This window comes from Methylobacterium sp. JK268 (genome assembly GCF_054052225.1).
In genome coordinates this window covers 70,994-90,142 of record NZ_JBSVZN010000037.1, presented here as the reverse complement: position 1 = coordinate 90,142, position 19,149 = coordinate 70,994, and the positions used below count along the sequence as shown (strand labels likewise).

Here is a 19,149-nt window from a genome sequence, read left to right as displayed (position 1 = left end):
TAGAGCATTTATCGTTCAGGTAGAAATGGCTTCGCTTGGCTGGACGTGGTCCCGCTCCTATGTGGATGTTACCTGGTGGAGATCAATCCTCAGGTGCACGAGGAGGAACCGTGCCTGCCGCCCTGTCCGTCGATCTTCGTCGTCGCGTCGTTGCTGCTCTGGAGCAGGGCTTGTCCTGCTCGCAAGTCGCCGAGCGGTTCGGCGTCAGCCCAGCCAGTGCCAGCCGGTGGCGCACCCAGTTGAGCTGCGACGGTTCGCTAGCAGCTGCCCCCATGGGCGGGGACCGTCGCTCGGCTGATCTCGAAGAGCACGCCTCGGTTCTGCTCGACCAGGTCGCGCGGACGCCCGACCTGACGCTGGCCGAGTTGAAGGGTCGTCTGTCCCGGCGCGGGGTCAAGACCTCGCTCAGCGCGATCGCGCGCCTGCTCACGCGGCACGGCCTGACATATAAAAAAAGACAGCGCATGCCGCCGAGCAGCAACTCCCAGACGTGAAGGAAGTCCGCGAGGCGTGGTTTGAGGACCAGCTCGACCTGGATCCGGAGCGGCTGGTGTTCGTGGACGAGACCGGGGTCAACACCAAGATGGCGCGTTTGCGCGGGCGAGCGCCCTGCGGCGAACGATGCCGGATGGCGACCCCGCACGGGCATTGGGCGAGCACGACGCTGGTGCTGGGCTTGCGCAGCGATGGGCTGGTCGCCCCGCATCTGCGCCGCGGCGCGATGACCGGTGCCGCATTCCTGGCCTACGTGAAGGAGGAGTTGGCGCCGAGCCTGCGCCCGGGCGACACGGTGATCCTCGACAACCTGTCGGCCCACAAGGTGGAGGGGGTGCGCGAGGCAGTCGCGGAGGTGGGAGCGCGGATCCTGTATGTCCCCGCCTACTCGCCAGACTTCAACCCGATCGAACAGGTGTTTGCCAAGATCAAGGCGCTGCTGCGCAAGGCGGCAGCGCGCAGCGAGGAGGCTCTGTATCGGGCCGTCCAGCGCATCCTGCGCTGCTTCAAGCCACGGGAGTGCGGCCGCATCATCGCTGCGTCGGGCTACGATGCCGACTGAGCCGCAAGCCAAGCTATTTCTAACTGAACGGCAAACGCTCTAGAGAGAGATATCAAGCCATTTACAAAAAAAGTTTCAGAGTGGTGCAAAAATCTCAGGACTGAGAAGCGGCCGGTTAAGGCCAGCGAGTCGCCGCAGGCCTGAACGAATAAGCACATGAGCTAGTTCGGGGCTCCCGCCCATCCTCAGGGCGAGACATGCTCACTCCACCACGGTTCCCGTGGATTTGCGGAGTTGGCCCATGCCTCGCAAAAGTGTTCGCATGCAGACCGAAACCGCTGTTGCGGCTGCGGTCGGCTATGCGCCGAAAGATACAAGGCACGACATAGGTCTCGACCCGTCGATCACGGGATTCTGTCACCGAAATAACATCGGCAAGAGCTCGCTCTACTACCTCAAGGCGATCGGGCGTGCGCCGAGAATGACGCACGTCGGCCGTCGCGTCCTGATCTTCCCCGAGGACGAGGACGACTGGCGCCGGGACATTCGAGAGAACCCACTCCCCGAAGCGCTGCGACCGGCCGCACAGGCGGCACTGGCGAAGGAGTCTGCTTGAGCCATGAAGAAACCCGCTCATCGCGGGGCGACGGCGGGTCTCTCGAATGCTTTCCGGCAAGTCAGCACCGAGAGATATGCGCCAAGCGCTCCGATCCTGCAAGAGCAGTACCTCGCCTCGCGGTTTGGTCTGCCGCCCGAACGCGCCCGGCTCTACGCCGAGCTCGTCTTCGCGCTCGCAGAGGGCTGGAACGGGAGGCGCGCATGAGCGCCTCTACCGACCGCGACTCGATAGAGCGCCTTCCCGTGCTGACCCCGCCGACGCGTGACCGCGTCTGCAGCAACTGCGAGGCCTTTGCACCGATCGACACCGTCCTGGTGTCCGACCAAGCCGGACATCTGATCGGCCGGCGGCCGACCGGTGAGTGTCGACGCCGGGCGCCCACCCTGCATCCGGACGCGCCGTACTCAGGATTCGGCCTGAACGCCGGTTCGTGGCCGAGCGTCGATGCGATCGACTGGTGCCGCGAGTTCCAGCGGCGTTTACAGAACTACGCTTGGAATCGTGAGCGGGGAGCCGCCGAATGAGCGCCTCCCCCCGCAACACTGACCACATCAGCCACGGCAGCGCGGAGATGGTCCGCGCGTGCGCCGCTGAATGCCTCAGCATGGTCGAGTTCTACGCCGGCATGGGGGCCGACTACGCTGCGGCACTCGACGATGCCGGCCTCGACTACTCGACGCGGCGCGCCGTCGCCGCACTCCGGCAGGCCACGGGGCTCCTGGCCATGCTGCGCGAGGCCAAGCGCCGAGACACCGAGCGCCGTGGTGGCGGGCCCGCGGCGGAGGCCTTGGAGGAGTTCCGATGACGGATGATCGGGACGCCTTCGACGAGATGGATCTCAACCTCGGCCCGCAGCCGGAGTGGCCGCCCTATGGAGACGGCGGGGCAGAGGCGAAGCCGAAGAAGCGGCGCTCGAAAGCCGCTCCTACTCGCAACGACATCGTCACGGAGGATAGCGCCGCCTGCGAGTTCGCCGAACTCTACGGCGACCGGCTGCGGTTCTGCCACGACACCGGCGCGTGGTTCGAGTGGACCGGCGTGGCATGGCGCCAGAACCGCGTCGGCATGGCCTTTCAGTGGGCGCGCGAGCTGGTGCGGCGGCTGATCGTGAACGAGGACGCCGATTTCCGCTTCAAGGCCAGCAAGACGAGCTTCGCGGCCGGTGTGGAGCGGTTCGCCCGCTCCGATCCGGCATTCGCCGTCACCGCCGAGGCGTGGGATGCGGATCCCTGGCTGCTCGGCACGCCCGGCGGCACGGTGGACCTGCGCACGGGCGTCCTGCGAGAGGCGCTTCAAGCCGAGCGGATCACGAAGCTCACGGCCGTCGCCCCGGCACGCCTGCCGGACTGCCCTCTGTGGCTCGCCTTCCTTTCGCAGGCTACGGGCGGCGATGAGGGTCTGATCCGCTTCCTGCGGCAGTGGTGCGGCTACGCGCTGACCGGCACCGTGAGCGAGCACGCGCTCGTGTTCGTCTACGGCCCCGGGGGGAACGGCAAGAGCGTTTTCCTCAACGTGGTCACCGGCATCCTGGCCGAGTACGCGAAGATCGCCGCGATGGACACGTTCACGGCGTCCAAGGGCGACAAGCACCCTACCGACATGGCGATGCTGCGCGGGGCCCGTCTCGTCACCGCCTCCGAGACGGAGGAGGATCGCGCCTGGGCCGAGGCGAAGATCAAGCAACTCACCGGCGGCGACCCCGTGACCGCCCGATTCATGAGGCAGGACTTCTTCACCTTCACGCCGACGTTCAAGCTGATGATCGTCGGCAACCACCAGCCGCTGCTCCGCAACGTCGACGATGCGGCCCGCCGCCGATTCAACATCGTGCCGTTCACCCGCAAGCCCGAGCGGCCCGACACGCAACTTGAGCACAAGCTGAAAGCCGAGTGGCCGGCGATCCTGCGGTGGATGATTGAGGGATGCCTCGACTGGCAGCAGAATGGTCTCGTGCGGCCTGCGAGCGTGACGGAGGCCACCGAGGCGTACTTCGCCGAGCAGGATCTGATGGGGCAGTGGCTGGCTGAGAGATGTGAACTTCGACCCGGAGAGACTCGGGTGTGGGAGCGCAGCGCCGATTTGTTCGAAAGCTGGTCGGACTACGCGCGAGCCGCGGGCGACGTGCCCGGCACTCTCAAGAGTTTCACCCCTGCCCTGCGACGCAAGGGCCTCGTTCCGTACCGGACGGAGTACGGCCGAGGCTTTCGGGGGATCCGGCTGAAGCCATACGATGGGGGAGGGATGACGCATGACGGATGATGACGCGTCATTGCCGTTCCACGCTCATACACGCGCGTGCGTGTGGGGCGATTAACAGCGATGACGCGTCAGAGAGCGTCATGCGTCATGCTCTGACGGTTCCATGCGACGGCTGACGGGAGGCGGAGCGGCTGCTCGGCAGGTGGCGCCCACGCACCGCCCCAACCGCCGATTTTTCCTCTCTCGGCGCCCCGATCATCATGTCTTCGCCCACGCAGGGCAAATAAAAAACTTCAGTGGAATACAATGAAGCCTTTCACATCAGTGGCTTGCTGTTGACGGCGTGCTATCTTGTCCAGGGATTGGCCAATAAGGCTATCGGAACGCTCGCTTATGGCTTTCGCGGCGCAGGCAGCAAGTTTTTCGGAACGCGCGATTGCATGCCGCGCAGCGCTCACGCGGTACTTGCGGAACTCCGGGGGGCATCGTGGAGCGACGCTTTCATTTGCATCGCTTCCGCTCGCACAATGGTCGAGGTCATTCATGAACAATCTCTCCAGCCGGCTGGAGCGCCTTGAGGAGGCTCGCCCGACCGCGCCGACTGGCCGGTACCTGACCTTTAGCGTCCAGTGCCCCTGCGACCTGCCCGTCGGCGCCGACGTGGAGTTCCTGCGCCGATGCGGGCACGTGATCCTGGCCGGGGACTTCGTGTTCGTTCGCCGTCTTCGCGGCATGAGCAACCGAGGCGTTCACGATCTGCCACTCAGGGACGTGACGGGCCACCTCGTGACGGAGGCGTTCCGGGAGACCGCTCCGCCAGCCCCTGTGCTCGACCGCGTGCCGCAGAGCCTCCGCTTCACCTTGAGGCTCGGCGTCTGACCGGTCCGCGAGACATGCGTGTGCCAAGCAGCAATCCGTCCACCCGGTGGATGAACAGTTCGACGGAGCGAATCCACCGTACCGTTGTTGCCGCATTGTTGTTTCAGCGGGCCAGCTGATCATCCTATGCCATCCAACCGAATAGAGCCGTGTGATGACTGAGCGCGGGCGAGGTTTCCAAAAGGGCAAGAGCGGCAACCCGGCCGGCCGCCCCAAGGGCGCGCGCCATAAGACGACGATCGCCATGGAAGCTTTGCTGGCCGGTGAGGCGGAAGGTCTGACCCGCACGGCGATCGAGCTTGCGAACAGCGGGGATACGACGGCCTTGAGGCTGTGCCTGGACCGCCTGCTGCCCGTCCGCAAGGACCGCCCCGTGCCCTTCGCCCTGCCGCCGATTGAGGGCAGCGCCGACGTGACCAGGGCGACCGCTGCGCTCCTGGAGGCCGTGGCGCGCGGCGACCTTACGCCGTCCGAAGCGGCCGAACTCGGCAAAATCGTCGAGGTCCACGTCAGAGCGATCGAGACCCGCGACTTCGCGGCCCGCCTCGACGCCCTGGAAGCCGGTGCAGCGCAGACGAGCGGTCGAGGTTGATGGCTCCCCCTACCCCGCATGAGGAGAGCACCATGTGCAACGCTCACCTGTCCCAGCGCTTGAAACGACTCGAGGCCGCCCGCACGGCCGAGCCGGTCGAGATGACATCGGAGGAGCTGGCTGAGGCGGCCCGCCGCTACCGGGAGTCACTCGACGAGGATGTGACGGACCCAGCGGCGGTAGTCTACTGGTCCCGGGTGACGCTTCAGGACATCGCGGCCGACTGGAACGCGATGCTCCGAGGTGCCCCGCCGCCCTGGAAGTGACGAGTGGCAGTTCAGGGTCAGTCGGCTATGCGCCACTTCCAGACCTTCGACCCGTGCCGCCGGAATGGCCGCTCGACATCCGACAGCAGCCGTTCGAAGTGGGCAATCGCCTCGGGGCACTCCCGTTGATTCGCGCAAGGGCAGCTTACGGAACCAGGTCTGGACCTGCCGCTCCTAAGCGGCGCGGTTCGCATAAGCGCGGCGTATGGAACCGACCTTCTCGATGATTTTGAGCGAGCCGGATCGCAAGTGAGGTAATGAAATGAAGCCTCGGCTATACGAGGGAATTGCCGCCGCGATGCCGCCTTGCGTCCCGCGTCCACAAGATCCATTCCCCCGAACTAGAGGCTTTCTCCGTGGCGCTCTGCACCGGCAGCCGTCACCCACTCCGGTTCATACCCGAGGCTATCTTGTGACACGCATCCGCTCCCATTCGTTCAACGCGTACTGGGCTATCTGGACAGCCTTGTTCCTCGTTCCGCTAGGGTTCTTTGCTCTGGCCGGCGCGCCGCCTCGGCCGATCCGCGCTGCCACGAGGCTCTGGGCGCGCGGCATCCTTGCGGGCCTGCGCCACATCGTTGGCCTGGACTACGTTGAGGAAGGTCGTGAGCACATCCCATCTCGACCTTGCCTGATCGTCGCCAACCATCAGTCAGCATGGGAAACGCTGGCCTTCCTAGTGCTGGTCCCGGACGTCGCAATCGTCGCCAAACGCGAGTTGCTCGCAATCCCGGTGGTTGGCTGGTTCCTGCGACGTTCGCCGATGATCATCATCGACCGAGCCAATGGCACCCAGGCCTTGCGCACGATGATTGATATGGGCCGGGAGGCCGTGGCCGCCGGTCGATCGGTGCTGATCTTCCCCGAAGGTACGCGGGGCTCGATCAGCGATCCGCTGCGGTTCAAACGCGGCGTGGAACTGCTCTACGGCAGGCTCGAGCTGCCGGTTGTTCCCGTGGCGGTGAATTCAGGGCTGTTCTGGCCAGGCGGCTCTGCGGCACAGGCTGGCACTGTAGTCGTGAGCTACCTTGCCGCTCTCAGTCCAGGCTTATCGGCCGGTGAGTTTCTGGCCGGCACGGAGAGGGCGATCGATCAGGAGCTGAACCGCTGGCGGCACGTCAGTCCTGTTATCCCAGAAGCTGTGGTGTCATGACGCTCAAGTCTGAAACCCTTCCAACTAGTTTTAATGGCGGCGGCTTGCCGGCCGAGGCCGCGGACCTCGTCCAGGCGTATCAGCGCGCATCCAAGGCTCCGGCGACGCAGCGGGCCTACCGCACCGACGTGGCAGCGTTCGACGCGTAGTGCCGCCAGTAGGGCTTCCACTCTCTGCCGGCCAGCCCCGAGGGGGGCGCGGCCTTCCTGGTGGCCGAGGCGGAGGCAGGGCGCGCCGTCTCCACGATCAGGCGCCGGCTCGCCGCAATCCGCTACGCGCGCAAGCTGGTCAGGGCGCCGGATCCGACCGAGGACGAGGTGGTGCGTGCCACCATGAAGGGGATCAGGCGCAAGGTCGGGGCGGCCCCCGCCCGCAACGCCGCGGCAACGGTGGACGTGGTCGCGGCCCTGCTGATGCACACGCCCCAGACGCTCACCGGCAAGCGCGATCGGGCGCTGCTGGCGCACGGTTTCGCGGGCGCGTTCCGCCGGAGTGAGCTGGTCGCCCTCGACGTCGAGGATCTGCAGGAGGATCCCGAGGGCCCGCGGGTAACGGTGCACCGGTCGAAGACCGATCAGGAGGGCATGGGGTTCGAGAAGGTCATCCCTCATGTCCGGTTCGTGCGGCCGGTCGCTTTAGTCCGCGAGTGGCTGAACGAAGGCGGCATCACGTCGGGACCCGTGTTCCGGCCGGTGTCACGGTCGGGGCGGGTTCGAATGACGATGCGGGATGCTAACCCTGCGCGCCTCCCGACGCAGTCCGTCGCCGCGATCCTAACGCAGTACGCCGCGGCTGCGGGGCTGGATACGTCGTCGTTCGGAGCACACTCCCTGCGGGCCGGGTTCATCACGACGGCCGCGGAGCGCAGAGCGGACATGGCCCGGATCATGGAGCAGTCGGGGCACAAGGATCCAAGAGTGGTAGTCGGCTACATCCGCCGGGCCAATCTGTTCAAGGGGTCTCGGGAACAGGGTTTCTCTGAGCCTTGGCTTTGCAGGGTCGTGGATCATGCGGAAGGCCATGGCCTTAAGCATCGTATAGCGGTCGCCGTCCGCGCCAGTCCGGCCACGTCTCTACGCGAGGGCTGCCGCAGTCATCGCACCGGAGATAGTGGGCTAGGGCCGACACCGGCATGCTCGCCGGCCACCGGCTCATCGGCGTCGAGATGCTCCGGCCACATCGCATGCAGTCGATCCAGATCCCGCAGGCGCCACAGGTCATGGCTCCAGCGACGGTGATCGACTTCAACTCTCGTGCATGCCCGAACATGCCCGTTGGCTTAGCACTCTCGTGGAGAAATCGTGCAAGCTAATGAGCCACACAGCATTTATTACGTGGCTATATTTAAGAGTGAAGCAATTTAGTTGCGTCCGCGGTAATAGGATAAGTCCGACAGGTTGAGTGCCGCGACCTCGCCTGCACGCTACTGGCCAGCGCTCGCATCGAAGAGCAGTCGCTGAGCCAGGAGAACGGCCGTCGGGGCGTCCACGGCGGAGGCATCAGCGCCGACCCGCTCGACGAACTCGGGGTGCTGAAGGAAGACCGGCCCGCCCACCATGACGCCGATCGAGCGGTTGCAGGATACCCGGCGCACGGCGCAGATCGCGGTGGCCAACTGATCGAGGTGCGTCACACGGCTGAGGGTCAGGCCGACCACGGCAAACCACTGTGAACTCACCAACGCGGCGATCTGCCGCGGGCTGGAGTTAAGACCGCTCACGACATGCCAGCCGGCCTTTCGCATGAACTGCTCGATGATGGCGACGCCGAACGTGTGCTGCTCATCGGGCGCGCCCATGAGGAGGATGCGACGCTTGTCGCTGAACGGCGTGACGCCTCCGTCCATGCGAAACATCGCCAGCAGAAACTGCAGCTGGGCAAGACCTGCGGCTACCTCCGCGAAGTCGCACAGATCGTCGTCCCAAAGCCGTCCGAGCAAAGCCGCCGAGGGGGCGAGCAGGTCGAGAAACAGACAATCAGCTGAGTAGCCCTTGTCGATCAGTTCGGCGAAAGCTGCGACAAGATTTTTTACATCTTGTTTAAGAACGAGGTCGGTGAATTCTGTGATCAGCTTAGTATCTGGCTTTGGCAGAATATCAATTGATGGCTGCGGATCCGTACAGTGCCGCACTATCAGACGCGGAATGATCTCAGCTTGAACAACGCGACTGAGGGCAATGGCACGCGCGCGCGCTTCATTGGCAGACCGCCGCCGCGCGTAAGCTTCCCGGGCTTCGGCAGCTTGAGCCAATTCGGCTTTCAGCAGGTCGGTCCACTCATGGTGGAGCGGCTCCAGGCCCAGCATTGCCTCCCCTTGCATGGCTCCAGGGTTAGATCCCTGCTGGTTGCCGACCGCGTCTCGGCCAACCTTATTGACAGGAAAGCCGCAAACGTTGGCCCTGTAAAGGCACCTCGGGGGTAGTTGAATGGATGCCCATTCGACGCGAGCACCGGGGCTTCTACCTGATCGACTGGCCCCAGCTCTCGGCGGTGATCCGCTTCCGGCGCGCGGGCGGGCGCTGCGAGGGCTGCGGCCGGCCGCACCTGCAGCGGGTCGTGTGCCTCTCGGACGGGCGCTGGTGGGACGCGGAGGCTAGAGCATTTTCCGACGAAGTGGATACCGGTTCGTCGCAGAAAACGCTTAAAAACCAAAGACCTAGAGTGGTACCCGATTGCAACGTGATCGGATCCTGCTCTAGCACGTGGCGGAACGGCCGGGGACGACCTCTGCGGCGCTCTCCGGCCGTGAACCTGCTGGCGGAGGTTCGCACGACCCGGGTGATGCTGGCGGCGGCGCACCGCAACCACGACACCGCCGACAACTCGGACGAGAACCTCTCCACCTTAAGCCAGCGCTGCCACATGCTCCACGACCGGCCCGAGCATCGGCGGCGCTGGCTCAGCCTGTTCAGCCGCAAGGCCATGCGCGACCTGTTTCGCTGGTCGTATTCCCCTTGAGAAGCTGCCGATCGTCGCGGATTAATCCTTTTTCTTCCAACTTTCTTGATCTTCGCGAGTTGACCCGCCAGCGGTTAAGATACGAGTTTCTATTAATTGATATCAGAGAACATCTATGAACGAAGAATTAGCAACGCCACCAATTGAGCTGGTCAGCGACATCATCTCGGCGCTCGTGTCGCACAACAACGTGCCCATGAGCCAGTTGCCGGCGCTGATCCAGAGCGTCCATCAGGCTCTTGGCGCTCTCGGAAAGCCGGCCGAGCCGGAGCCGGTTAAGCTGACACCGGCAGTCCCGATCAAGAAGAGCGTCACGCCGGACGCGATCATCAGCCTTGAGGACGGCAAGCCCTACAAGGCACTCAAGCGGCACCTGTCAGGGCGCGGCCTCACGCCCGACGACTACGGCAAGAAGTGGGGCCTGCCGTCGGATTACCCGATGGTGGCTCCGAGCTACGCCGCCGCGCGCCCCAAACTCGCCAAGAACCTTGGGCTCGGCCAGATCCGACCCAATCGGGTGGGAGTGAAGCGGACCGCCGGGGCTGCTAAGATCATGGCCGAACCGACGAGAAGCCGCGGGCGGCGGCGGAAGGCCGACGCCTGAAAGGGCCAACTGGGCGGCCCATCTCCGGGCCGTCCTTTGGGCTGCAGCAACGTTCGTCGTGTGGGTGTTCAAGATACCCAACGACCCTGCCCTGGCCATCGTAGCCACGGCCTTCGCGGCCGTGATCGCGACCATTGTCACGAGGGTGGTGAGCGGGAAAGATGGACCGTGAGCCTCGCTCACGCCGCGCGGGGCATAACGGGGCGCATTCAGGAACGAGCGTTCTCAGGGGCAGTGAGCGGGGGCTGAGTGTCCGCCGCGGATGCGACGAAGTCCTTCAGCGACATCGGCTGTCCGCCGGGTGGGGTGATGAACACCTCACCCACTCCTTCTCTTTCCAGAGCACGTGCGTTCGCGATCGCTGCTCCAGCACTGTCGCGCCGGAGCGAGAGCCTTCCCGCGGGGGTGAGGATCGTGATCCTGAACGTGTGCATCGGCGCGTCGGCACCCTGAACCTGGGCATAGGTGGGTCAGCGATCAGGGAGAGCGCCGCAGCGGCCGGCTGTGAGCTACCGGCCGACCTCAGTTCTCCCTGTCGCGCTCATCGCCAGCCGCCCCTGAGCCGGCGGCCGCATTGTCGCCGGAGGTCCCCTCCGCCGACCTCTCCGAGCGCTGGGGCTTGTAAGCCGCCTTGCCTCGGGAAGAGCGGAGAGCGCTCGCCGGCTTGCCGGGCGAGGGGGCGAGCCGCGCCACGCGCTCCTTGAACTCCTCGTTCGAGGGGCTGCGCGCTGCGCCGGTGACGGGGCTCTTGGCCATGTCCGGCCTCTCTCTTCAGGTTCGCCCGGTCGAACACCCGCGGCCGGACACAAGGGCATGCCCGGATCGGTGGTGGTGAGCGCAACCTGCACTCACCGGGCGGGTGCGATCTCGCTCTCCCGCACTGCCCGCTCACCCATGCGGGAGCGGATCCGGTAGGTGGCTTCCCCGCCGCGATCCAGCGGCATCAGCCGCACGATCTCGAATACCTCGCCGCTACTCGCCAGGTTGTCCGAGAAGCCGGCCTGGAGCATCTTCACGTGCTGATGCAGTTTCAGTTTGTGCGACATGGACGAGTACTCCTGACAGGTGGGCGAATGGTGTGCCGCGCTCAAGCGACTTGTGACTTCTGCTCAGCCGCGCTTACGCGCCTTGCGCGCCGCATACCGCGCGTCCCGCGCTGCTTTCTGGTCGGCCTGAAGCTTCGACGCGTGGGCTGACGCCTCGGCGGCGTCACGCACCCGATCCGCTGCTACCTGCTCGCGCATCGCGGCCTGCTCGGCCCGCAGGCGGGCTGCTTCCACTTGCCGGGCGACCTCCCGCTCGGCCAGCCGCGTGGTACGCGCCTCGGCAACCGCCTGACGCTCGGCGCGCCGGGCCGCGAGCGCATCGTCCTCCGCAGGGCTTCGTGTTTGGGAGCGCACCAGCATGGCGCGCCGGGCATCGGCGGAGGACTTCAGTCGTTCGTCGAATTGGGCTTCCTTGAACCCGGCCATCGATCAGGCCCGGCTCAGGCTGAGGGAGCGGACGGGGCTTGAGAACCGGTCGGCGAGGTGCCAGCGCAGCTCACGCACCGAATGGTAGCGGTAGGTACGATCGATGAGATGACTGACATCGAGGCGTTCATCCGCCCGCTGCTTCCAAATCCGCTCAACTTGGAAGGTCTCAGTATCGTTCAACGTCGGTTGGCAATCAGTAGTGCTAATAAATGTAAAATTCACTTAGGTATCCAGTAGAATTCGGGCTGCTCGGGGGAGTAAGCGGTGCGGGTGGGAGACCCGCACCTTGGTAGAGCGGGCTACGCCGCGCGGAGATTGCCTGCCGACTGCTTGCCGCTGCGGCGGTCAGTTTCCAGCTCGTAGGAGAGCTTCTGGCCCTCGGCGAGGCTGTGCATGCCCGACCGCTCGACGGCCGAGATGTGAACGAATACGTCCTTGCTGCCATCCTCCGGCTGAATGAAACCGAAGCCCTTCTGGCCGTTGAACCACTTCACGGTGCCGATGCTCATCGTCGTATCCATATTTTCGCAAGTGTGGGCGTGAGCTTGGCACGCGATCAGCAGCGCCAAGGCTCGGATTATCGATAGAATTTGGGAGAGTGTCTGAGCGCGCGCCCCGCTCAGCGGGGCGACGAGGCCCGGAAGTCCGGCCAAAGATCGATCTGTCTATTATGGGCCGCTTCAGTTCCAATAGCAAGGCATCTAGGCGAACTGCCCTCGCTGCCTTGCTCCGGTCGCGACCGAATGCATGTTCGTAGGGCCTTGAGCGGGCACTCCAACTCCGGCGGTCCGCCCGGCCCAGGTGCAGCACGCGCACCCCGTGCAGGCGTCAGTGTTTGCCGCCAGCCTTAGCGGTTGTGACCGTCTGGCCCTTGGTGCTCGGAGCAGCCGCGATGGTCTTCGGCTTCTCCTTCTTCGGCTTCTTGGCTTCGCGGTTTCCGCGCGTGCGATCGCCACTCATGAGGACCTCCGTGGTCAGACGTCGGGGGCTTTCACGTCTCGTCCGTCAGGCGTGACCGGCTCCGACAGGCGCGTGAAATCAGCAAGCACGGCAGCCACCATGCTCTTCAAACGAGGATCGTCGCAGGACGGCAAGGCAGTGAACCGCTCCAGCAGGTATCGGGCCTTCTCAGCCGCTTCCGGCCACGTCGCGGCTCGCGCGGCGAACAGGTTGGCTTCGAGATCGTGCTGGCGCGCGACAAAGTCCGCATGTTGCGCTCTCACGGCGGCTCGCCCACGGCGGAGCGTCGTGGCCTTCTGAGCGGCCATCCCGCGCCGCTCGTCCAGTTCGATCGAGCGGTCCGTCATCCGGCCAACCTTCTATCCTTACGCGAGCACCATGACAGCTTTCCTCGTCCGTGTCCGTTAAATCGGAGGCGCCCCGAGCCGCAGCTTCGACGATCGTCGGGGCCAAACATTCGAGCGGAAAGCAACCGGGCGAGGCTCACAGCCAGAGCATCGGTGCTGTTTCGTCGGCGCGAGGAGCACGCGATGGTCGACCTGCACATCCAGCACCGGACCGTTTATCGGTACGGTCATTCCGTGGCCCTTGGGCCTCATCGGCTGATGCTGCGGCCTCGTGAGGGCCGCGACGTGCGCTTGGTGACCAGCAGCATCACCGCGATGCCCGAGGCCACGCTGAGCTGGTCCAACGACGTGTTCGGCAATGCCGTGGCGACGGCCACGTTCAGCCAAGCGTCGGATACTCTCGTGATCGAGAGCGTCTCGCGGGTCGCGCTTTCAGCGGCAGCCTACCCGGTCTTCCCGATCACGGCCTCCGCCGCCTCCTATCCCTTCCGGTACTCCGACGACGAATGGGGCGACCTCGGCCTCCTCACGGTGCAGCAACACCCTGACGAGGGCGAGCTGAGAGCCTGGGCACAGGGCTTCGTCGCGAGCAATCCGACCGACACCCTGTCGCTGCTGCAGGACCTGAGTGCCGGCGTCGCCCGAAGCACCGCCTATCAAGCTCGCGAGGATGAGGGCACCCAGTCGCCCAGCCATACCCTGTTATCCGCCCAGGGGTCGTGCCGGGATCTCGCGACCCTGTTCGTCGAAGCCGTGCGCAGCCTCGGCTTCGGTGCGCGGATCGTCTCCGGCTATCTCCATGATCCGACCCGGACCTTGGTGGGTTCCGCCGATGCCGGTTCGACGCACGCCTGGGGCGAAGTATACGTGCCGGGCGCGGGCTGGATCACGTTCGACCCGACCAACCGCAGCATGGGCGGTGCGAACCTGATCCCAGTCGCTGTGGCCCGCGACATACGGCAGGTCGTGCCAGTGTCCGGCAGCTTCCTCGGCGCGACCGGTGCGTTCCAAAGTATGAGCGTCGAGGTCAGCGTCACCTCACGATGAGCAATCCCCCCGACAGCTCGAGAGGGCCGGACGAACGAACAGGCCGGCGTCCCTTGCCAGCGAGGATGCTGCTCACCATCTACTGACCATCCAATTGGATGGTTAGAGGAGGACGGGCACATGCCGGGCGACGTGCACGAGCTGCGGCCGAAGATGCCCGACAGCGAGAAAATCACGATCAACCTCGGCTTCGTCGATCTCGGGCGCATCGACCTCATGGTGCGTGACGGCTTCTACGCCAACCGCGCGGACTTCATCCGCACCGCGGTGCGCAACCAGCTCGATCGCCAGGAAGAGGCGATCCGCCATTCCGTGGCGCGCCGGCAGCTCAGCCTCGGGCTGGCGCATTTCTCCAAGCGTGATCTGGAAGCGGCCCGCACTGCCGGATCACCGCTTCACATCCAGGTTCTCGGCCTCGCCAGCATCGCCGCTGATGTCACGCCCGACCTTGCTCGCGCGGCCATCGCCTCGGTCCAGGTGCTCGGCGCCTTCCACGCGAGCGCTGCGGTCAAAGCCGCGCTCGCCGACCGGATCACCTGACACCTCACGCCATACCGCCCCTGGGCTGGCGCTCTCGCCTGCTCGGGGCATCGCAGGATCATGACCATGAACAATCTCGCCAATATCGACATGGCCGAGGTGACCCGCCTCACCCAGGCAGGCAAGCTTGCGGAGGCCATGGCGCTGCTCCAGGGTCGCACGGCGCCACGCACGGGCAACGATGTGCCGGAGTGGAAGGCGGCGAGGCGCGGTTGGACTGCCGAGCGCTCCTGGCCGACCATCGACATGGTGGCTCCCGCAGGACCGGAGGGCGCCTGGACGGCCCCGGGCGAGGCGGAGGGGCAGCCGGCTGACGGGTTTGCGCGCGCCGACCAGCCGAGAGGCTTTCCCGACCTTTCCGAGACCATGCGGGCATTGCGCGATCGCCTCGCCAAACCGCGGGCCTTCTCCGGCCTGGGGGAGGGCCTCGGATCCGGACGTCCGACCGCGGTACCCGTGCCGGAGGGCGCTCGGTTCGAGGAGCGGAGCTTCGTGAATGCCGCCGGCAGCCGAACCTACAAGGTGTTCGTTCCGAGCGGCTACACCGGTCAGGCACTCCCGGTGGTGGTCATGCTGCACGGCTGCACCCAGAACCCAGACGACTTCGCCGCCGGCACACGGATGAACGACCTAGCTGAGGAGCAAACCTTCCTGGTCGCCTATCCCCGTCAGCCCCAGTCCGCGAACATGCAGAAGTGCTGGAACTGGTTCAACACCGCGGACCAGACGCGCGAACGGGGGGAGCCCTCCTTGATCGCCGGCATCGCGACGGCTGTCGTGGAGGAGTTTTCGGCCGATCCCACCCGGGTCTACGTGGCTGGTCTGTCAGCAGGCGGTGCGGCTGCGGCGATCATGGCCGCGACCTATCCCGACCTGTTCGCGGCGGTCGGCGTGCACTCGGGGCTGGCCTGTGGTGCCGCGAAGGACATGCCGTCGGCCTTCGCCGCGATGAGCGGAGGCGGTGCGGTTCAGCCGAGGCGGGACGGGCCGGCAGTGCCGACCATCGTATTCCACGGCGACGGCGATCGGACGGTCAATCCGGTCAACGGGGACCATGTCATCGCCCAGGCAAAATCGGACACGACACTGGCCGAAGCCGTGATGCGCGGCGAGACGCCAGGGGGCATGACCTACACGCGCACGGTCTATTCCGATGGTGCCGGGCGAGGGATCCTGGAACAGTGGGTGTTGCACGGCGGCGGCCATGCTTGGTCCGGTGGCAGCGCGAGCGGCTCGTACACCGACCCGCGCGGTCCCGATGCCAGTCGAGAGATGATGCGCTTCTTCTTGGGTCACGCCCGAGGATCCTGCTAGATGCTCGTGCAGGACAATTTTAGGGAAACCCGCCGGATCGTGCAGGAGGACCTTCAGCGGCTGACCGTGCCAGGCCTTCTGCTTGGGGGTCATCGGGTCCTTCACGGCTCCCAACCTCAGCCGAAGATCGGCGGTGTACATGGTAGTGACCGCGAGCAGAAAGGAGGCGTCTGGCATCATGCGGCTTGTGGCGTTTCGCAACCACCCAAGTCATTCACGTGGAGCAGAACGAGGAGCGGCTACACGCTCGGCGGCCTGCAGGTCAGCTAAGGCCCAGCTGCTGCCGGGGCGTTTGCGTGGGCCATCAGCCGGCGATGCGGGTCTTGTTCCCCGCCGTGCCGACCCTCTCGCGACCACCTGCACGGTAAAGGAGCCACTCCGTCCGTGTGATCTCCCAAACTTCGACTTCTAGTCACCCGCTCACAAAATTCTGCTCTCCGACCTGCACGACCCGCATTCCGATGCGACGCGACAGCTGACGGGATGCTTCATTAACAATGGCCTTTGGTTCACGAAGCAGCGGACGACCGAGATGAGCAAACCAAAACTCTGTGGCAGCGTTGGATGCTTCCAGCATGAACCCTCGCCCTCTCCATAGGGGAGCAAGCTAGAACGCACGGTTGCAGTTTGTCTTGTCCATGAGGCTCACCGCGCCGATGAGGCGCTCCGGTTCTTCCCGGAGCCTGATCGACCAGTGCCATTCGCGCCCCACTGCCATCGCCGGCACAGCCACGTCGCGAATGAACTGCAGGGCGCCGTCGCCCGGGTAAGGCCAGGGCACCTTGGAACTCAAGAACCTGACTGTCTCCCAGTTCGGGAACAGATCTTGAGTGGCCGTCGCGTCGGACATCGAAAGAGGCCGCAGAAGCAGCCGTTCCGTCACAAGCTGCGGTATGGCGCCTTCAGCCCGCGGACCAGAGGAGCTTGCAAGATCCATGATCTTCAGTCCCTCACTCTGTCGAACGGTGCTGGTGCCTACGCGGGCCGGCATCTTCCATGATGGAGAGCTTCGGCGCCGGCGGGTACTTCAACTGCTTGGCACGCACCTGCTTCTCCTCGGGAGGGAGTGGAGGGTGCGGCGGGCCGCAGCGCAGGTACACTTGGTACGGCTTGCCGTTGCGAATCACGGTGGACGGGCCAGATCCGCAAGCCAGTGCCAGCGTGGCGCTCGCAAACGTCACAAACGATGTCGACATCATGAAACCGACAAGCCGCACCATGAGGCCCTCCTGCTCCATCGTGTAGCAATCCGGCACCGGTTTCGGCGTGCCATCGGTGCTCGCGAAAATTTCGGAGGAAGATAGTCTTGGGGAGATTTGTGCCATGTGCTGCGCCGCACAGGCTCAGCCGCACTCACAAGCCGACACACTGACATACCCACAGAGAATAGAGATCAAACGTCGGTCGGCGGGAAGACTGAGGGTTTTCGAAGTAGTTATGCTGAGTGTCGGAACAGAGGTATTCATGACGCGAAAGCCCAAGATCGGGTCCCGCCTCCTGGCCGCTGCCCGCATCCGAGCTGAGGACATGGGCGCCTCGTCCTCGTTCTCGGATCGGTTGGAGGCAGAAGCCCGGGCGCCGCTTCCGGCCGGCACGCGCCGTGCCGCAGGGGGCGAGTTGCTGCCGTCCGAGGACTTCATCTCGGACGCGCTGCCCGCGCTTCTCGATACCCTCGCCAATCCGGACGCTGTCGGCGCCGACGCTAGCCGCAACCGCTTCGACCTCCTGCAGCAGGCCGGCAGCCTGGAAGTCGCGATCGACGCGGCCGGCACTGTTCAGGCCCGCGACAGCCTGGAACGGATGCTCGCCCACCAACTCGGGACCACCCACGTCCTGTCCATGAAGGTGGCGGCGGTCATGGGCCAGATGCTTGAGGGTGCGATGGTCTACGCTGACCCCGCGAAGAAGCAGGCCGCGTGTGTCGAGGTCGCCCGCCTCGCCGGCACGGTGTCCCGGCTGAACAACTCGTTCCAGGCCGGGATGCTCACACTGCAGCGGGTGCGCTCGGGCGGTCGGCAGGTGGTAGTGGTCCAGCACAACCACATCAACGAGGGCGCACAGGCGGTCGTGGCGGGCACGGTCGCACGCGGGGAGGGCAGGCCGCGGCAAGACCGGGGGGCGAGGGTGAATTCAATCGACGGCGCCCGTGCGCCGTGTCCCTGCGAGCGGCTGCGCGGTGCGTTCTCAGCGCCGCGACGCGGGGCGAGGCGTCGGGATGGGGGGTCTTGCCGCGGGCCCGCAATTGCGAGTGGGAAGTGTCGGATGCACGGGGGCGCCAGCACCGGCCCACGGACCCCGGAAGGGCTCGCCAGGGCGCGGCGGGGCAACTGGAAGCACGGGCAGCGGTCCGCCCGGAGCATGGTGCTTCGGCGGGCCATCGCTCAGGCTGGGCGGGATCTCAGGGCCGCGATGCGGGCGGCGGAGGAGTGGCTGGCAAACCGCGAGGGGTAACCCGCAGGCGGATCAGCGCCGGTCACCTGCTCCTGGGTGGGCCATCTTCTCCACCGCTGCGAGCGCCCGGGCATGCGCCTTGGCCTCGGTCTCATACGGCCGGTCAGACCGCTCCAGGAGCTTGCCGTGCTTGCGGATCGCCCAGCCGAACTGCCCCTGAGGCGCGGTCAGGGGCAGAACCTCGATCACGAAGGGGAGTTGGCTGTCGTCAATCATATCCGGACCATCGCATATCCAGGCTCCGGTGGCCAAGCTTCGGCATTGCCCCGGGGTCATGACTGCTCTGTCGGGGCGGCAGCCGCACTCTCGCACCCCAAAGTCGACACGGAACAGCTCAGACCTACCTAGGTTGGATCACGCGGACCGTCCGCAGGGATCAGTGCGATGTCGACTGCCAAGCCCAACCGTCCGTTCATCGTCCCGGTCCATCACCCGGTCGACTTTGGATCCTCGTACGGTGGTCTGCTCCGCGGTGTCGCGCGCGGCCTCCTGGATGTCTTCCCGCCCGTGCCGCACCCGCCCGAGGCAGCCCCCGCAGGTATTCATCACTCGCAGCTTCCGCTCGCCGACCTCACCGAAGCAGTCACAGCCCCGTGAAGCTGAGGGTGGCCGAATAGACCGGGAGTGCCCAGAAGCGGATTTAGTCATCCAGTTCCGCCTCCTGTTGCTGACCGCAAGCGTAGCAGAAAAGGTCCTGGTAGACGTGTTCCCGCTCTTTCTCGCAGGTCGGCAGGGTGCCACACGATTT

Annotated in this window: 28 protein-coding genes and 1 pseudogene; 18 read left to right on the top strand and 11 right to left on the bottom strand. The window is 65.4% G+C overall.

Annotation, left to right across the window (positions count from 1 at the left end):
- The first annotated feature begins 110 nt into the window (after nucleotides 1-110).
- From ACW9J6_RS29275 to ACW9J6_RS29255, 5 genes are all read left to right on the top strand, one after another.
- A protein-coding gene (locus ACW9J6_RS29275) for an IS630 family transposase (protein WP_457116050.1) occupies nucleotides 111-1,057 on the top strand; the annotation gives its coding sequence in 2 pieces (ribosomal slippage) (nucleotides 111-450 and nucleotides 450-1,057; 948 coding nt in all).
- A gap of 262 nt (nucleotides 1,058-1,319) precedes the next feature.
- Nucleotides 1,320-1,613, top strand: coding sequence for a hypothetical protein (locus ACW9J6_RS29270; protein ID WP_457119869.1), 294 nt, complete (start codon nucleotides 1,320-1,322; stop codon nucleotides 1,611-1,613).
- Between the two features lie 203 nt (nucleotides 1,614-1,816).
- Nucleotides 1,817-2,140 carry a hypothetical protein gene (locus ACW9J6_RS29265; protein ID WP_457119868.1) on the top strand — a complete coding sequence of 108 codons (324 nt, stop codon included), beginning with the start codon at nucleotides 1,817-1,819 and terminating at the stop codon, nucleotides 2,138-2,140.
- Nucleotides 2,141-2,220: 80 nt separating this feature from the next.
- Nucleotides 2,221-2,421, top strand: coding sequence for a hypothetical protein (locus ACW9J6_RS29260; RefSeq protein WP_457119867.1), 201 nt, complete (start codon nucleotides 2,221-2,223; stop codon nucleotides 2,419-2,421).
- Nucleotides 2,418-3,875: a phage/plasmid primase, P4 family gene (locus ACW9J6_RS29255; protein ID WP_457119866.1), complete on the top strand. Its 1,458-nt coding sequence runs from the start codon at nucleotides 2,418-2,420 to the stop codon at nucleotides 3,873-3,875. The genes ACW9J6_RS29260 and ACW9J6_RS29255 overlap by 4 nt, the downstream gene beginning before the upstream one ends.
- A 233-nt stretch (nucleotides 3,876-4,108) precedes the next feature.
- Here the strand turns inward: ACW9J6_RS29255 and ACW9J6_RS29250 are convergent, their stop codons facing one another.
- Complete coding sequence (locus ACW9J6_RS29250) at nucleotides 4,109-4,360, bottom strand: hypothetical protein (protein ID WP_457119865.1); 252 nt, start codon at nucleotides 4,358-4,360, stop codon at nucleotides 4,109-4,111.
- Here ACW9J6_RS29250 and ACW9J6_RS29245 point away from each other — a divergent pair.
- From ACW9J6_RS29245 to ACW9J6_RS29220, 6 genes are all read left to right on the top strand, one after another.
- Nucleotides 4,359-4,694: a hypothetical protein gene (locus tag ACW9J6_RS29245; protein WP_457119864.1), complete on the top strand. Its 336-nt coding sequence runs from the start codon at nucleotides 4,359-4,361 to the stop codon at nucleotides 4,692-4,694. The genes ACW9J6_RS29250 and ACW9J6_RS29245 overlap by 2 nt on opposite strands.
- 154 nt (nucleotides 4,695-4,848) lie before the next feature.
- The gene (locus ACW9J6_RS29240) at nucleotides 4,849-5,286 is read left to right on the top strand and encodes a DUF5681 domain-containing protein (RefSeq protein ID WP_457119863.1); all 438 of its coding nucleotides are present in this window, start codon (nucleotides 4,849-4,851) and stop codon (nucleotides 5,284-5,286) included.
- Nucleotides 5,287-5,318: 32 nt separating this feature from the next.
- Entirely contained in the window at nucleotides 5,319-5,552 is a 234-nt protein-coding gene (locus ACW9J6_RS29235) for a hypothetical protein (RefSeq protein ID WP_457119862.1), read from the top strand.
- A 412-nt stretch (nucleotides 5,553-5,964) separates the two neighbouring features.
- Nucleotides 5,965-6,705, top strand: coding sequence for a lysophospholipid acyltransferase family protein (locus ACW9J6_RS29230; RefSeq protein ID WP_457119861.1), 741 nt, complete (start codon nucleotides 5,965-5,967; stop codon nucleotides 6,703-6,705).
- Nucleotides 6,702-6,854 carry a hypothetical protein gene (locus ACW9J6_RS29225; protein WP_457119860.1) on the top strand — a complete coding sequence of 51 codons (153 nt, stop codon included), beginning with the start codon at nucleotides 6,702-6,704 and terminating at the stop codon, nucleotides 6,852-6,854. Before ACW9J6_RS29230 ends, ACW9J6_RS29225 begins: the two co-directional genes overlap by 4 nt.
- A gap of 60 nt (nucleotides 6,855-6,914) precedes the next feature.
- The gene (locus ACW9J6_RS29220) at nucleotides 6,915-7,943 is read left to right on the top strand and encodes a site-specific integrase (protein ID WP_457119859.1); all 1,029 of its coding nucleotides are present in this window, start codon (nucleotides 6,915-6,917) and stop codon (nucleotides 7,941-7,943) included.
- Nucleotides 7,944-8,128: 185 nt separating this feature from the next.
- Here the strand turns inward: ACW9J6_RS29220 and ACW9J6_RS29215 are convergent, their stop codons facing one another.
- Nucleotides 8,129-9,010 (bottom strand): cobalamin B12-binding domain-containing protein, encoded by an 882-nt coding sequence (locus tag ACW9J6_RS29215; protein ID WP_457119858.1) that lies wholly within the window; start codon nucleotides 9,008-9,010, stop codon nucleotides 8,129-8,131.
- Between the two features lie 125 nt (nucleotides 9,011-9,135).
- Between ACW9J6_RS29215 and ACW9J6_RS29210 the strand changes: the two genes are divergently transcribed.
- Together ACW9J6_RS29210 and ACW9J6_RS29205 are read left to right on the top strand one after the other, a co-directional pair.
- Nucleotides 9,136-9,663, top strand: a complete 528-nt coding sequence (locus ACW9J6_RS29210; protein WP_457119857.1) for a hypothetical protein — start codon at nucleotides 9,136-9,138, stop codon at nucleotides 9,661-9,663.
- A gap of 115 nt (nucleotides 9,664-9,778) precedes the next feature.
- Nucleotides 9,779-10,267 carry a MucR family transcriptional regulator gene (locus ACW9J6_RS29205; protein WP_457119856.1) on the top strand — a complete coding sequence of 163 codons (489 nt, stop codon included), beginning with the start codon at nucleotides 9,779-9,781 and terminating at the stop codon, nucleotides 10,265-10,267.
- A gap of 522 nt (nucleotides 10,268-10,789) precedes the next feature.
- On the opposite strand, the gene ACW9J6_RS29200 is transcribed toward ACW9J6_RS29205, so the two are convergent.
- The 6 genes from ACW9J6_RS29200 to ACW9J6_RS29175 form a co-directional block, all read right to left on the bottom strand.
- The gene (locus ACW9J6_RS29200; protein WP_457119855.1) at nucleotides 10,790-11,023 is read right to left on the bottom strand and encodes a hypothetical protein; all 234 of its coding nucleotides are present in this window, start codon (nucleotides 11,021-11,023) and stop codon (nucleotides 10,790-10,792) included.
- A 92-nt stretch (nucleotides 11,024-11,115) separates the two neighbouring features.
- The gene (locus tag ACW9J6_RS29195) at nucleotides 11,116-11,313 is read right to left on the bottom strand and encodes a hypothetical protein (protein ID WP_457119854.1); all 198 of its coding nucleotides are present in this window, start codon (nucleotides 11,311-11,313) and stop codon (nucleotides 11,116-11,118) included.
- A gap of 63 nt (nucleotides 11,314-11,376) precedes the next feature.
- A complete protein-coding gene (locus ACW9J6_RS29190; RefSeq protein ID WP_457119853.1) occupies nucleotides 11,377-11,739 on the bottom strand; it encodes a DUF6481 family protein in 363 nt (120 codons plus the stop codon).
- Between the two features lie 302 nt (nucleotides 11,740-12,041).
- Nucleotides 12,042-12,251: a cold-shock protein gene (locus tag ACW9J6_RS29185; protein ID WP_457119852.1), complete on the bottom strand. Its 210-nt coding sequence runs from the start codon at nucleotides 12,249-12,251 to the stop codon at nucleotides 12,042-12,044.
- 319 nt (nucleotides 12,252-12,570) lie between these two features.
- Entirely contained in the window at nucleotides 12,571-12,702 is a 132-nt protein-coding gene (locus ACW9J6_RS29180) for a hypothetical protein (protein WP_457119851.1), read from the bottom strand.
- 14 nt (nucleotides 12,703-12,716) lie between these two features.
- Entirely contained in the window at nucleotides 12,717-13,049 is a 333-nt protein-coding gene (locus ACW9J6_RS29175) for a hypothetical protein (RefSeq protein WP_457119850.1), read from the bottom strand.
- A 183-nt stretch (nucleotides 13,050-13,232) separates the two neighbouring features.
- On the opposite strand from ACW9J6_RS29175, the gene ACW9J6_RS29170 reads away from it, so the two are divergent.
- The 3 genes from ACW9J6_RS29170 to ACW9J6_RS29160 all read left to right on the top strand — a co-directional run bounded on the left by ACW9J6_RS29170 (nucleotide 13,233) and on the right by ACW9J6_RS29160 (nucleotide 15,950).
- A complete protein-coding gene (locus ACW9J6_RS29170; protein WP_457119849.1) occupies nucleotides 13,233-14,096 on the top strand; it encodes a transglutaminase family protein in 864 nt (287 codons plus the stop codon).
- A gap of 120 nt (nucleotides 14,097-14,216) precedes the next feature.
- The gene (locus tag ACW9J6_RS29165) at nucleotides 14,217-14,636 is read left to right on the top strand and encodes a CopG family transcriptional regulator (RefSeq protein WP_457119848.1); all 420 of its coding nucleotides are present in this window, start codon (nucleotides 14,217-14,219) and stop codon (nucleotides 14,634-14,636) included.
- A 66-nt stretch (nucleotides 14,637-14,702) separates the two neighbouring features.
- The gene (locus ACW9J6_RS29160; RefSeq protein WP_457119847.1) at nucleotides 14,703-15,950 is read left to right on the top strand and encodes an extracellular catalytic domain type 1 short-chain-length polyhydroxyalkanoate depolymerase; all 1,248 of its coding nucleotides are present in this window, start codon (nucleotides 14,703-14,705) and stop codon (nucleotides 15,948-15,950) included.
- Between the two features lie 412 nt (nucleotides 15,951-16,362).
- Here the strand turns inward: ACW9J6_RS29160 and ACW9J6_RS29155 are convergent.
- Nucleotides 16,363-16,887: pseudogene (locus ACW9J6_RS29155) on the bottom strand (GNAT family N-acetyltransferase).
- Nucleotides 16,888-16,900: 13 nt separating this feature from the next.
- Nucleotides 16,901-17,188: a hypothetical protein gene (locus tag ACW9J6_RS29150; RefSeq protein ID WP_457119846.1), complete on the bottom strand. Its 288-nt coding sequence runs from the start codon at nucleotides 17,186-17,188 to the stop codon at nucleotides 16,901-16,903.
- Between the two features lie 85 nt (nucleotides 17,189-17,273).
- Between ACW9J6_RS29150 and ACW9J6_RS29145 the strand changes: the two genes are divergently transcribed.
- Complete coding sequence (locus ACW9J6_RS29145; RefSeq protein WP_457119845.1) at nucleotides 17,274-18,401, top strand: HGGxSTG domain-containing protein; 1,128 nt, start codon at nucleotides 17,274-17,276, stop codon at nucleotides 18,399-18,401.
- 12 nt (nucleotides 18,402-18,413) lie between these two features.
- Here ACW9J6_RS29145 and ACW9J6_RS29140 read toward each other — a convergent pair whose 3' ends face one another.
- Nucleotides 18,414-18,617 carry a hypothetical protein gene (locus tag ACW9J6_RS29140; RefSeq protein WP_457119844.1) on the bottom strand — a complete coding sequence of 68 codons (204 nt, stop codon included), beginning with the start codon at nucleotides 18,615-18,617 and terminating at the stop codon, nucleotides 18,414-18,416.
- 168 nt (nucleotides 18,618-18,785) lie between these two features.
- On the opposite strand from ACW9J6_RS29140, the gene ACW9J6_RS29135 reads away from it, so the two are divergent.
- Nucleotides 18,786-18,998, top strand: a complete 213-nt coding sequence (locus ACW9J6_RS29135; protein WP_457119843.1) for a hypothetical protein — start codon at nucleotides 18,786-18,788, stop codon at nucleotides 18,996-18,998.
- The last annotated feature ends 151 nt before the right edge of the window (nucleotides 18,999-19,149 follow it).